The sequence below is a fragment of the Streptomyces atratus genome (assembly GCF_900119365.1).
GTDB classification, from domain to species: domain Bacteria; phylum Actinomycetota; class Actinomycetes; order Streptomycetales; family Streptomycetaceae; genus Streptomyces; species Streptomyces atratus_B.
Genome location: NZ_FPJO01000019.1, coordinates 84238 through 96451, shown reverse-complemented (window position 1 = coordinate 96451; position 12214 = coordinate 84238). Strand labels below are relative to the sequence as shown.

Here is a 12214-nt window from a genome sequence, read left to right as displayed (position 1 = left end):
ATCCCATCCCGCTCAGGCGTCCAGAACCTGCCCGCTGCGCCGTACGACGGGCTTGTCCACGCTCCACGGGAAGTTGATCCAGCGGTCGGTCTTCTTCCACACGTATTCGCACTTCACGAGCGAATGCGACTTCTCGTAGATGACCGCGCTGCGCACCTCGGCGACATGATCGATACAGAAATCACGCACCAGCTTCAGCGTCTTCCCGGTATCGGCGACGTCGTCGGCGATCAGGACCTTCTTGTCCGAGAAGTCGATGGCGTTCGGAACGGGTGCCAGCATCACCGGCATTTCCAGCGTGGTGCCCACGCCGGTGTAGAACTCCACGTTCACCAGATGAATGTTCTTGCAATCCAGGGCGTAGGCGAGCCCGCCGGCGACGAACACTCCGCCGCGCGCGATGCTGAGCACGACATCGGGCTCGAACCCGTCGTCCGCCACCGTCTGCGCCAGCTCACGCACGGCACGGCCGAACCCCTCGTAGGTCAGGTTCTCGCGCACGTCATTCGCCTCACCGCTCATGAGACATCACACCTGGGTCCGATGGAAATTCATGAACGAACGCGACGCGGTCGGCCCACGCTGGCCCTGGTACCGCGATCCGTACCGCTCGGAGCCGTACGGGAACTCCGAGGGCGAGCTCAGCCGGAACATGCACAGCTGCCCGATCTTCATCCCCGGCCACAGCTTTATCGGCAGCGTCGCGAGATTCGACAGCTCCAGCGTCACGTGCCCGGAGAATCCGGGGTCGATGAACCCGGCGGTCGAATGCGTCACAAGCCCGAGCCGTCCCAGTGAACTCTTGCCCTCCAGCCGCGACGCGAGATCGTCGGGCAGCGAGATGACCTCGTACGTCGAAGCGAGCACGAACTCACCGGGGTGCAGGATGAACGCCTCGTCCCCGTCCGGCTCGACCATGCGCGTCAGATCGGCCTGCTCGACGGCCGGATCAATATGTGGATAGCGGTGGTTCTCGAACACCCGGAAGTAGCGGTCGAGCCGCACATCGATGCTCGAGGGCTGCACCATCGACGCGTCGAATGGATCAATGCGGACACGTCCGGCGTCGATCTCGGCCCGGATGTCCTTATCTGAGAGAAGCACGCCCCGAGGATACGCAGAACGCGCGGGCCCACCCCAATCCGGGACCACCCGCGCGCCTGCCACCCTCGCCTACCGCCGCTCGAACACCACCGGCACGGCATGCCGCAACCGCGCACAGCGCGGACAGCGAATGAGCCGCCCGGGACCGATCCGCCCGGCCCCGAGCTGCTGCATCGGGAACGAAGCGGTAGCGAAAACGTGCCCTTCGGCACAGCGGACGACGGTGCGCTCCATGGAGTCCATCAAGTCCCTTCCCCAACAAGCCTTGGACGAGAAAGCCACATTAGGGGATGAACGGGACGCCACTCCAGGCGGCGCTCCGACCCCCACGCTACGCCCCCAACTCCCGCCCACGGCACCCGCATCCACCATCCGCCCACAGCAAAAAGGCCCCACGGCTCAAACGCCGGGGACCTGCGATGGGGTACAGTATGGGACGGCAGACGCCGCTCAGGTGGCATGCTTCGCGGGTGTAGTTTAATGGTAGAACATGAGCTTCCCAAGCTCAGAGCGCGAGTTCGATTCTCGTCACCCGCTCCATGCATTCCATGCGAAAGCCCCAGGTCAGCAACCTGGGGCTTCGTCTTGCCCAGAACCTGCAGGAGCACTTGAGGCGGTACGGGGGCGGCGGCGGAGCCGTTGCGGAAGGCTATCGCCGACTTCGCCGCATCCGTGGCCTGAGGATCCCCGTCGACCGGGCTCAGCCGCGCGGACGGCCGGTCCGGGTCAGCCCTGTCGCTTGAGTTCGCGCACGGCCGCGGGCAGTGCGAGGCACAGGGCGAAGGAGGTCGCGAAGCCGCCTCCCCCTGCCAGAACGACATCAGTGGTGCCCACGCCTGAACGGAGTACCAACAGGCTCACGACGAGGCCGACCACCATGGAGCAGGCAACGTACAACGCCAGCCACAGCTGCCACGTATATCCGGAACGGGCTGTCGATTCGGGCATGGACTCGATCCTTTCGAGGGTCACGGGCGAGAAGGAGGAAGGACAGGTAGGGGAGATCAGCGGTGGCAGGCCGTCACAGCGGCTCGACCGAGCCGTGCAGCAGGTGTTCGGCGAGTTCGGCCCGCAGCCGACCAAGTGCCGAGACGTACGAGGCGTACGCATCGGCGCGTTGGCCGAGCTCACCGAGAAGATCCACGCTCCGCCGCTGCTGCCCGATCGGCGGAAAGCGCACGGGAAGGTGGCCCAGAGCCGCAGAGCTCAGCGAGGGGGCTGCCGTGGCCGCGGCGCGGTGGGACATCCACTCGCGCGCGTACCGTAGGCCCAGGTAGGCGTGGAGGTACAGGGGGTCGATCTCGGCGTTCGGGCGTACGCGCAGACGCATCACGTTCGAGCTGAGCAGCCATCCTGCCTGCGGGCCGGAGACCAGCGCGGGTTGCTGTTGGGCCCCCGTACGCACGCAGACGATGTCGTCGGGGAGCAACTCGAACTTCTTGAAGCGCTCGGCCGTCAGCCACGGCACGCGGTTCTGGGGTTCGTCCGCGATCTTCCCTCCGACGAGATCCTGCGGGAAGACAAGAGGAATACCGGCGTCCGCCGTGCGTGCCTTCGCTGGAAGGCGGGTGTATGACGGACCGGGCCGGATCTCGCACAGGTCCTTGAGAACTGCCTCGTTCCAGCCGCCGGGTCCCGGGCCCGTGCGGTAGCCGTTGCCCGTTTCCACCCATCGCTGCTCCAGCAGGCGGAGCATGTCCGTATGCTCTGCCGCCTTCTCACCGGCTTCGCGCAGCTGGGCCGCAACGGGAGCGGCGCCGTAATTTCCGCCCCCCAAGTAATCGGCGGGGCGCAGCGAACACTCCTCGTCGGCGATGACCGCGCGGGCCACGACGACAGCCGACAAGCCCCGGTCGGCAGCGTGCGCCGCGTACTCGTCACCATCCGGGCACTGCTCTCCGTCGAGCCATGGGCGGACCACGGCCGTGATCGCATCGCAGTCTGTGTCGCGCAGCGCTCGTCGGCGCCGGACCTTTGTCCCCAGCTCCTGGGCATCGACGAACAAGACGCTTTCTCTCACCGGATGCTCCACGCGCCGCAGCAACCACAGGGAAACCGGCACGGGCGTCGCGGAGAACAGATGGGACGGCAGCGTGATGACGCACTCCACAGCCCCGCTGCGGACAAGGGCGCGGCGGATCTCGCGCTCGGCGATGTTCACCGAGTTGCCTGCCTTAACCGGCATGACCACCACGGCTCGACCGCCGAGTACCAGCGCACCAAGGACGTACTGCATCCAGGCGAAATTGTCATTGCCCTGTGGCGGTGGCCCGTACGGCCAGTTTCCCGTCCGGCGCCCGGGGCCGGGTGCGTCGCTCATGTTGAACGGAGGGTTCGTCAGCACCACGTCGGCGCTGTGCTCGCGGTTCGGTGGCCATCGGTCGGACCGGGTGCTGGTCAGTTTCGGTCGTACGCCGAGGTGGAGAAGGTACAGACTCGCGACCGCTTGCAGCCGGCCGTCGAGGGTCTCGCCGTACATGGTTCCCCGCGCGCCTCCGATGTGCCGGTACGCAGCCGCCAGCATCTCTCCGCCCCTCATGTAGGGGTCCAGCACTGTGGCCTTCTGTCCTGGAGTCAGTACGAGTGCCGCGGACAGTGAGGCCAGGCCCACCGGGCTGCAGAACTCCGAGCTCTGCAGTCCTTCCCGGGCGCTGAACGACTCCCACACGAGCTGGAACGCGCCAACGCCGGTGCCTGCCGCCGTCCGTACTGCCGTGGTGAGGTCGTCCCAGCTCCGCGGTTCCAGTTGCAGCAAGCTGCTGCGCATGTCGGTGCGGTCGCCGTTCCGGCGCAGCGTGTCCTGGGCCATGTCGCCGAGGGAACGGAGCAGCGATTGCACGTCCCGAGCTCCTTGACCTGCCGACATGACGTCCTCGATCCGGCGCCACTGCTCCGGTTCCGCATGTCTTACGTACATCACGATGAGACAGAGATTCACGAAGTCCGCCATCGTCGCCGGGCCTCGGACCCGGTCCGCGAGTCGGCCCATCAGCTGATCGACGGCCTTCTTGTCCTCGGTCCCGATGCGCTGAGCGCTACCCCCCACGGTTTTCGGTTCCGCAGACGGTCGGTCACCGCTGGTCCGGCGGAATCGGTCGGCGTAGGTGGTTCCCGCCTGCTCCCCGTCGAGCAACTGTGATTGAGGAATGGTGCGGTTCATCAGCCACCGCGCGATCTCGGCCTCGTGGAAGAGCTCCGTATCGCCGGAGCGCACAGGGGTGGGAAAGTCCTTGTGTCGCCGGGCCCAGTTCGACACGGCCGGGCGTCTCACGCCCGCGCGCTCCGCGATCTGGGTTCGGGTGACAAGACCGGTTTGTTCATCATGCGCCAACTGCATGGTGCCTCCTGAGGTTTGGCCGGTTGAGCTTCCGATGTGAGGACCGTACGAGGAAGAAGACACACGAGCCAAACGCGCATTCACAGTGCTCACTCTGTCTGCTTTGGCGGAGTGGTAGGCAACCCACCCCGCCACGACCGCGGCAGAGACGAAAGAAGCACGTGAATACGGGCCAAGCAATGTTCCTGCGACCGGACCCTCCACCCAGGTTCATCGATTACATGGGTTAACAGAATTCTCGGGTCGGCCTCCTCGCACGTCAGTTGCGTGCAGGGTTACCGAGGAGGGCTGCGGCCACTTCGGCATCGAGCAGGACACCTTCGAGGCCACTGTCGATGGCCGGGTACAGGTGATCCTCCGTACCGCGCATCGCGGTAGCGAGAGGTGGAGACGGCTGCGCGGCTGGTTCCGCCTTGTTCCGTATACCCCTCGGGGCGCAGGGCGTTGAAGGCATCGGTGGTGACTCAGCACTGGAGTCAGGGGAGATTCTTGTGACGACACGCCGCAATCGCGCAAGGGGGCCAGGCGCCCGGACCTCAGCGCGGGCGACGCTCGCAGGTCTGGTCAGTGCGGTGGCCGGTATCGTCGCGTACTCCATCAGCCAGACCGGTGGCCAGACGCTCTCGATCGTCGTGGGCGGTCTGGTGGGCATCACGCTGGTGCTGGGGGCCGAGCTCTACCGCCGGTCCCCGAGCGCGAAGCGGAGCTCGTCCGCGCGCTGCGCGCGGAGGGGAAACGAGTCGCGGTCGTCGCGGGACGGCGTCAACGAAGCGGCGGCGCTCGCCGGGGCCGACCTCGGCGCCGCGATAGGCACCGGCACCGTTGTCGCCATCGCCGCCGCCGACGTCACCCCCTCGTCCGCGACGACATCGAAGCCCTCGCCCGCCGCGCCCTCGCCACCATCCGCGGCAACCTGTTGTGGGCCTTCGGCTACAACGTCGTGATCATCCCACTCGCCGTGGTGGGCCTGTTCAACCCGACGCTCGCCGCCGGCGGGGCAGCGGGCCGGTCTCCTGCTCGCAGAAGTGGTATCTGCGGCCCGAGCGGCTCATCGTCGGCTCTTCCTGGATAATCGACGTATGGCATCACAGCCCGGTCTTTCCGATCTCCGTCGTGCCAAGTTCGCCCGGCGCCTGCCCGCAGCGCTCTCCGAGCTTGCCGGTCCCGAGCACGGCCCGGTACGCCTGCCGCTCCACCTTGCGTGGTCAGGGCTGACCACGTTCGACCTCGACCGTCCTCGGCTGCGGATGAGCTACTACCGCATCGTCCTGGCCGAGGGCCAGCACGACGACCTGGTCCAATACCTCAACCGGGACCTTCTCGTCGGCCTTTGGCCCACACTGCGCACACTGGTCAGCCGTGATGTCCGTGAGGTCTGGGAGAGCGCCTTCGGCGAGCTGGCTCACAGCACCCAGGCTGCTGCGTGAATCTCACGGACCTGCACCGCCGCTTGCTTGCAGACGTGCTCGCTGTGGGCGGCACTTACCCCCTCGCGCTCACCGGCGGCTATGCGGTCCAAGCACACGGTTTGGTCGACCGGCTCAGCCAGGACCTCGATGTCGCAACCGAGAACCCAGATCGTATGGAGGACATCGCAACCGTCGTACGTACCGGACTGGAGCAGCGCGGATGGCGCGTAAGAGCCCTGGAAACAGACCCGCTGTCCGCACGTCTGATCGTCACCGATCCTGCCAGCCATGAAGAGTGCGAGGTCGACATCCTCAAGGAGGCACTCTGGCGACCACCCGCTGTCCCTCGAAGATGTCGTCGGCACCAAGGTCCGCGCCTTGGCCGACCGTGGACTCGCCAGGGATCTGATCGATGTACAGGCCGCCACGGACCGCTGGAACCCCGTCGAACTCGAGGAGCTCGGCCGGCGCCATGCCCGCGACTCCTTCGACCTCAGCGAGCTTCAAGCTCGGCTGAGCGGAGCCGACTGGATCGACGACACGGAATTCGCCGCCTACGGACTCGACGAGCGGGCAATCGCCGGGCTGCGGCAGTGGGCACAGACCTGGGCCGACGACATCGGGGAACGGCTCCACGAGCTTGAGGCTCCGCACGAGGACTGATGGCCTCACGGATGCCGACCGCTCGACAAGAGTGCGGTTCGCAAGAGAGCCTGCCAGCCCCTCGGTCGCCGTGCCCCATCCATGCCCTTCGGGGCGGACAGCAGCGGTCAAGCTCGGCGCCCTGGGACCACGCCGGCCTCGCATCTCAGGGTCAAACATGCAGGCCAGAAGCACTTCGAGCGTGCAAGCACCGGTGATTCCCAAGCTCAGAGCGCGAGTTCGATTCTCGTCACCCGCTCCAACAGAAAGCCCCAGACCAGCGGTCTGGGGCTTCTTTGCTGTCTAGGCTGGTCAGCATCGCGCACCACCTCGTCCGCACGACCTTGACCGTCTTCCGCTGTTCAGCGCCCTTCCCCCGAGCGGCCCGGACCATCTTGTCCAACGCGCTCGCCACCTCTTCTCTGCCGCTCGTGGCCCGAGTCCCGATAGGTCAGCGTGGCGAGCTCGTCGAGTCCCAGGCTCGTGGCTCGGCCCTTGAGACGCCATCGGCCCGCCCGCTGGAAGCGCCACAGGAGAATCCCGTCTACATGAGATCGGGCAGGGCAAGCACGAGGGCGATCGAGAGACAAACACTGAGGATGAACTTCCGCCACCTGAACGGACGTCGGCGGCCTCTGGCATCCACGAACTGCGCGACCCAGGCAGCCAGGAGCACGCAGAGCGACCCCAGGGAGGCATGCCCGAGATGGCCGCCCCGCAGCGCCGTGGAAAGGTAGAAGACGCCCGCCATCTGAACAGCAATCGTGAGCGCTGTAAGAGCGAGGACGATACCGGCTCTCCGATGAGCTTCCTCCTCCTCGGGCGTAACGACCCTGACTCGCACGTATCGAGGCACTGCTCTCCAACCACGCAGAGACACAGCAGCATTGACGATCACCTAACCTATCGAGATCCACGCTGATGACCTCAACATGCGCCACTACCCCCGAGCGCACGATGCGCGCGCCTTGCATGTCGACGGAGAGGCTGCCACGACTCCTACAGGTTCGCACCGCTTGTTGAGGCCGAGAGGGAAGCGACGTGGCGACGAGTGACGCCCCATCCAAATCATGGGGTCATCGTCATCGGAGAGTGGCGACCGGCACATCTCGAGGCCCAGTTCATCAGGGGCCGTGGTCCGCGTACGATGTGGCCCCGCGCGAGGAGAAGCTTCAGTTACCCGAGCCCTCCGCCTCGGGGCGGGAAAGACGACCGAATTGGCTCCGGGCCCTCTGGCATCCCCCAGGGCAGCAATCACGACACCTTACGCGCATACTCCGGTATGCTTGCCACATGTCCTCAACGACCCGCATCACCGTCACCCTGCCCAGCGACCAGGTGGCGGAGCTTCGCAAGCTCACGGACAACGTCTCCGGCTACGTGGCGGAAGCCGTGGCTCGCCAGATCCGGCACCAGCTGCTGGGCGACGATCTACGACGCCATGAAGAAGAGCACGGGCGATTCAGCGACGAGGAGCTCGCCGAGGCCCACTCGAAGATCTTCGGTGCTGTCGGCTCCTCCAAGGACGCGGATGCCGCGTGAGCGAGCGCATCGAGACCGTTGTCCTGGATTCGGAGGGGCTCTCCGCATGGATCGCGCAGGACCGCAAGTTTCTCGCGATGTTGCAGGTGTTTCACGGGATGGGGGCCGACCTCGTGATCGGGGCGAACACCATCGTGGAAGTCAGCCACTCCCGTACCAACATTCCACGCCTGAACTGGGCCCTGTCCCGCATCAAGGTGGAGCCGGTCACCGAACAAGCGGCTAAAGCAGCAGCCGAGCTCCTCAAGGGCGCCGGACTGCACGGGCACAAGTACGCCATCGACGCCACGGTGGCCGAGGTCGCGCTGCGCCAGCCGAAACCGGTCGCCCTGCTGACGTCCGACAGCGACGACATGACCAAGCTCTGCGGCAGCCAGGTCCACATCATTCCTCTCTGACCCGCCAGCCCACCCGGAGCATGCAACATTGGCAGGCTCCGTTGCAATGGCACCACCCGTGCCCCATCCGTGCCCAGCGGAGCGGACAACAGCGGTCATGTACGGCTCCCAGGGACCATGGCCAACCACCCCGCCCAGGGAAAAGACGCAGGTCAGAGCGACTTGGGCTTGCCAAGCACCGTTGATTCCCAAGCTCGGAGCGCGAGTTCGATTCTCGTCACCCGCTCCGCGACGAAGGCCCAGGTCATAGACCCGGGCCTTTCTTGTTGTCCGGAGGGGGCTTGATCAGAGGCGGCAGCTGATTTCGAGGCCGTCCTCAACGGGGAATGTGACGCTGTGGTAGCCGTTTGCGGTGTCGCGGACGTGGTCGAGGTAGGGGCCGAGGCCAGCGACCCCCGGTCGTAGGGCTGGATGCTCCACAGACGTGCCGCGGTCTCATCGTCACGGGCAGCGGCTTCGAACATGCGGGTCAGGGCGGCGGAGACACGTGGTTCTGCGAGGGTGCAGGGATGCGTGGGCACGGTGCTGGCTCCTTCGGGCGCTGCTATGGGTGGGTGGGGGGGCACGGGAGGGCGGACCTGACAGGCCGTCCTCCCGTGCCTGCGCCGGGCCGCCTCGTCAGGCCGTGTAGGCACCTGCGTCAATGTCCGCGAGCAAGGACGTCCCGGTGGGCTCCCAGGAGAGAAGCTGCCGCTGCCTGGTCGCGTTGCTGGACGCGGTCATGGCGGAGGCGAAGAAGCTGCCGACGAAGCCGAAATGGGCTCCGGCGCCTGCTCCAAGCCGAGGCGGATGAGGCGGGCAGCATCGTCGCGGTGCACCGCCGACCAGGCAGCGGAGCCGTCGCCGATATGGCCGGAGACTCCCTGGACTCGGCAGCGGCTGCCCCAGTCGTGCTTGTTGGCCATGTGGGTGACCTCGTCCGCCTGGGCGGCGCCTCGCCTCAGCGAGGCGAGATCGTCCAGGTCACCGCGGACGACGCCGGCGCCCTTGGCCGCGAGAGCCTGCTCGGCCTGGTCGGATCGGGCCAGGCCGGTGGCCCGGTGACCCGCCGAGATGAGTTCGTCGACAACGGCGGATCCGATCCGACCGGTCGCTCCGGCGACAAATGCACGCATGAGCTTGTCCTCCTTCGCGCTGGTGGTGAGCGTGCCCTGATCACGACGCCGGCGCCGAGTCAGGTGGCGTGAGGCCCCTCAGCTACCGCGGGGCGGTCCGGTGGGCGCGGCGGGCGCCGGCGACGACCAGGGCTCCGGCCAGGAGCACGACGAGGGCCGCGGCGCGCAGCGCGGTGTTGGCGCCGTGGGTGAACGCTTCGGTGACGGCGGTGTGGTCGGCCGGGGCCAGCGTGAGCGCTTCCTGCACCGTACGCGGGAGCGGCGTGTGCCGGCTCAGGTCGGCAGGCAGGTGGTGTGTGAACCCGGCTGTGAGGATGGTGCCGACGACAGCCACACCCAGAGCGCTGCCCAGTTCGCGGGTCGCGGACTGCAGACCTCCGGTGATGCCCGCCCTCTCCACGGGCAGGGCAGAAGCGATCTGAGCGGTCAGACAGGGCGCGGCCAGCATGATGCCGAGCCCGATGACGAACAGACCGGCCGCGTACACGGGGTAGGCCATGGTCGAGGCGTACGAGAGGCCGAGCAGGCCGGCGCTGGTGAGCGCGAAGGCCGCGGAGAGTGTCGCGGGGATGCCGATGCGGCGGATGAGCCCGGGAACGTAGCAGGTGCCCACCAGGAGCGGGACGGTCAGCGGGATGACCCCGAGCCCTGCCTGCAGGACGGAGAAGCCGCGCCCGTATTGCAGGAGTGAGGCGTTGACGTAGAAGAGCCCGAAGCTTCCGAAGAATGTGATGGTCATGCCGAGGCCGGCGCTGCTGAGCGCCACGCTGCGAAACAGCCGTGGGTCGAGCATGGGATGGGGGGCGCGCAGCTCGACACGCACCCAGCACAGGCTCAGCAGAATGCTGCAGGCGAAGGCGATGAGGACGACCGTGCTGCCCCAGCCCAGTTCGGGCCCTTCGATGATTCCGATCAGCAGCGCCACGAAGGCTGCCACGAACAACAGCGTGCCGGGCAGGTCGAGGGTGCGCTCGAGCCGAGCGCTGCGCGGCGCGGACCGTGCCACCCACGCCAAGCAGCAGGCCGCGATGAGGGCGACCGCCTCGAACAACGCGCGCCAGGAGCCCGCGCTCAGCACCGCACCGCCTCCGACGTTGCCGACGACGCCGCCGATACCGGTGGCCGCCGCCCAGACGGCCAGCGCGTGAGGGCGCCGCTCGGGGGCGGTGGCGTGCAGGAGGACGCCGACGCAGTTGGGCAGGACGCACGCGGCGCCGAGGCCCGTGATGGCGCGCCCGATCAGCATGATCGCCACGTTCGGCGCCATGGCCGACACAACGGCGCCGAACGCGAATATTCCGAGCCCCGCCATGAGGACGCCCTTGCGGCCGAGCTTGTCGCCGGCCGCACCGGCAGGGATGACCAGGCAGGCGAAGATCACGACATAGGCGTCGACGATCCACAGCAGGTTCGACGAGGTCGGTTGCAGTGAACTCGCGGCCAGCTGCGGCACTGCCAGGTTGATCGCCGCAACGAATCCGACGACCAGGGCAGTGCACACGCTCACGCAGGCGAGCACCGGGCCGGACCGCCGCGCCGGGCGCAGGGCGCCCTCCGGTATGGGATCCATTGCTCTCCGATTCCTTCTGGGATTGCAGTACACGAAGCGCGGTGGGACACCGCCCGGCAGGCCCTTCCCGGGACCGGGCGAGGGAAGGCCGGACACTCATTTACGAGTCACCGTGCACCGTAAAGGTAACACATACGAGACACAGTGCCTCGTATAGAGTGGCGGCATGGTGGATGGAAGTGGCCGCGGACGGCCCCGCAGCGAAAGCGCACGCGCCGCCGTGCTGCACGCCGTCGACGACCTTCTGGTCGAAGTCGGGTACGCAGCCCTGACCATGAAGGGCATCGCCGAGCGGGCGGGCGTGGGCCGTCAGACCGTGTACCGCTGGTGGTCGAACAAGGCGGAAGTCCTCTATGAGGCCAGCGCCATCGACGCCCGGCACGAACTGTCCGTGTCCGGCAGCGACGACCCCCGCAAGGACCTCAAGGCATACCTCGACGCCCTCGTCACCTTCTTGTCCCGCTCCCACGCAGGCGCGGCCTACCGCGCCCTCATGGGGGAAGCTCAGCACGACGCAGACGTCGCCGCGCTGCTCGCCTCCCGCGACATCCTCGGGGAGAGCGCCGCACAGGTCGTGGAGGCGGTGCGGAAGTCGAGCAGCACCACCCTCTCGCTCGAACAGGCGACCGCACTCCTGATCGGCCCGCCCTTCTTCCACATCCTGTCCGGGCGCAGCGCGGACGACATCGACACCGAGCAGCTCGCGGAGCAGTTCGTGCGCACCCTGAACCATCCGGGGACATGAGGCGCCCAGCACCCAACACGCCCGAAGCGGACGCAGCCGGTACGGAGCCCGGCTTCTACGTCACCCGCCAGGCGACGATCTGCGGGCCGCACCGGCTGCGGCCGTGCCATAACGTGCCAGTAGCGGCGGTAAAGAGCGGTCAGAACGGGGAAGCGTGCGACTCCTGGCGGGCCTCCGCGCCCGAGACGCAGCGGCGTGAGGCCATGACCCCTTACATCGTCGAGGAGCAGGAATGCTTCTACCACGGCCGCGAACTCGGAGTCGGGCCCGCCTGAACCCCCCGCGGTCCTTGCGCCCGTGCCCCGGAACGCCGAGGACGGACAGCACCGGCCCGCCGGCCCACGGACATGAC

General features: G+C 67.3%; 11 protein-coding genes, 1 tRNA gene and 2 pseudogenes. 8 read left to right on the top strand and 6 right to left on the bottom strand.

Annotated elements, in window-relative coordinates; translation table 11 throughout:
- Positions 1–12 precede the first annotated feature (12 nt).
- Complete coding sequence (locus tag BT364_RS27070; protein ID WP_072487844.1) at positions 13–522, bottom strand: phosphoribosyltransferase; 510 nt, start codon at positions 520–522, stop codon at positions 13–15.
- Between the two features lie 6 nt (positions 523–528).
- Positions 529–1104 carry a dCTP deaminase gene (gene dcd, locus BT364_RS27065; RefSeq protein ID WP_072487843.1) on the bottom strand — a complete coding sequence of 192 codons (576 nt, stop codon included), beginning with the start codon at positions 1102–1104 and terminating at the stop codon, positions 529–531.
- Positions 1105–1570: 466 nt separating this feature from the next.
- Between dcd and BT364_RS27060 the strand changes: the two genes are divergently transcribed.
- Positions 1571–1644: transfer RNA gene (locus tag BT364_RS27060), tRNA-Gly, on the top strand.
- A gap of 186 nt (positions 1645–1830) precedes the next feature.
- Here BT364_RS27060 and BT364_RS27055 read toward each other — a convergent pair.
- Positions 1831–2052, bottom strand: a complete 222-nt coding sequence (locus BT364_RS27055) for a hypothetical protein (RefSeq protein WP_072487842.1) — start codon at positions 2050–2052, stop codon at positions 1831–1833.
- A 73-nt stretch (positions 2053–2125) separates the two neighbouring features.
- A complete protein-coding gene (locus tag BT364_RS27050; protein ID WP_143166558.1) occupies positions 2126–4645 on the bottom strand; it encodes a type I restriction-modification system subunit M/S in 2520 nt (839 codons plus the stop codon).
- A 484-nt stretch (positions 4646–5129) separates the two neighbouring features.
- Here BT364_RS27050 and BT364_RS27045 point away from each other — a divergent pair.
- From BT364_RS27045 to BT364_RS27020, 5 genes and pseudogenes are all read left to right on the top strand, one after another.
- Positions 5130–5513, top strand: a pseudogene (locus tag BT364_RS27045) (hypothetical protein); the annotation flags it as partial.
- Positions 5514–5520: 7 nt separating this feature from the next.
- Positions 5521–5868, top strand: coding sequence for a transcriptional regulator (locus BT364_RS27040; RefSeq protein ID WP_072487840.1), 348 nt, complete (start codon positions 5521–5523; stop codon positions 5866–5868).
- Positions 5865–6513 (top strand): annotated as a pseudogene (locus BT364_RS27035) (nucleotidyl transferase AbiEii/AbiGii toxin family protein). The gene BT364_RS27040 and the pseudogene BT364_RS27035 overlap by 4 nt, the downstream one beginning before the upstream one ends.
- Positions 6514–7785: 1272 nt before the next feature.
- The gene (locus BT364_RS27025) at positions 7786–8034 is read left to right on the top strand and encodes a type II toxin-antitoxin system CcdA family antitoxin (RefSeq protein ID WP_072487838.1); all 249 of its coding nucleotides are present in this window, start codon (positions 7786–7788) and stop codon (positions 8032–8034) included.
- Positions 8031–8432: a PIN domain-containing protein gene (locus tag BT364_RS27020; RefSeq protein ID WP_072487837.1), complete on the top strand. Its 402-nt coding sequence runs from the start codon at positions 8031–8033 to the stop codon at positions 8430–8432. The genes BT364_RS27025 and BT364_RS27020 overlap by 4 nt, the downstream gene beginning before the upstream one ends.
- A gap of 719 nt (positions 8433–9151) precedes the next feature.
- Here the strand turns inward: BT364_RS27020 and BT364_RS27015 are convergent.
- Together BT364_RS27015 and BT364_RS27010 are read right to left on the bottom strand one after the other, a co-directional pair.
- The gene (locus tag BT364_RS27015) at positions 9152–9547 is read right to left on the bottom strand and encodes an NAD-dependent epimerase/dehydratase family protein (RefSeq protein WP_072487836.1); all 396 of its coding nucleotides are present in this window, start codon (positions 9545–9547) and stop codon (positions 9152–9154) included.
- Between the two features lie 82 nt (positions 9548–9629).
- Positions 9630–11117: an MFS transporter gene (locus tag BT364_RS27010; protein WP_072487835.1), complete on the bottom strand. Its 1488-nt coding sequence runs from the start codon at positions 11115–11117 to the stop codon at positions 9630–9632.
- Positions 11118–11283: 166 nt separating this feature from the next.
- Between BT364_RS27010 and BT364_RS27005 the strand changes: the two genes are divergently transcribed.
- Together BT364_RS27005 and BT364_RS41090 are read left to right on the top strand one after the other, a co-directional pair.
- The gene (locus BT364_RS27005) at positions 11284–11862 is read left to right on the top strand and encodes a TetR/AcrR family transcriptional regulator (protein ID WP_072487834.1); all 579 of its coding nucleotides are present in this window, start codon (positions 11284–11286) and stop codon (positions 11860–11862) included.
- A complete protein-coding gene (locus tag BT364_RS41090) occupies positions 11859–12137 on the top strand; it encodes a hypothetical protein (RefSeq protein WP_143166557.1) in 279 nt (92 codons plus the stop codon). Before BT364_RS27005 ends, BT364_RS41090 begins: the two co-directional genes overlap by 4 nt.
- Positions 12138–12214: the final 77 nt, after the last annotated feature.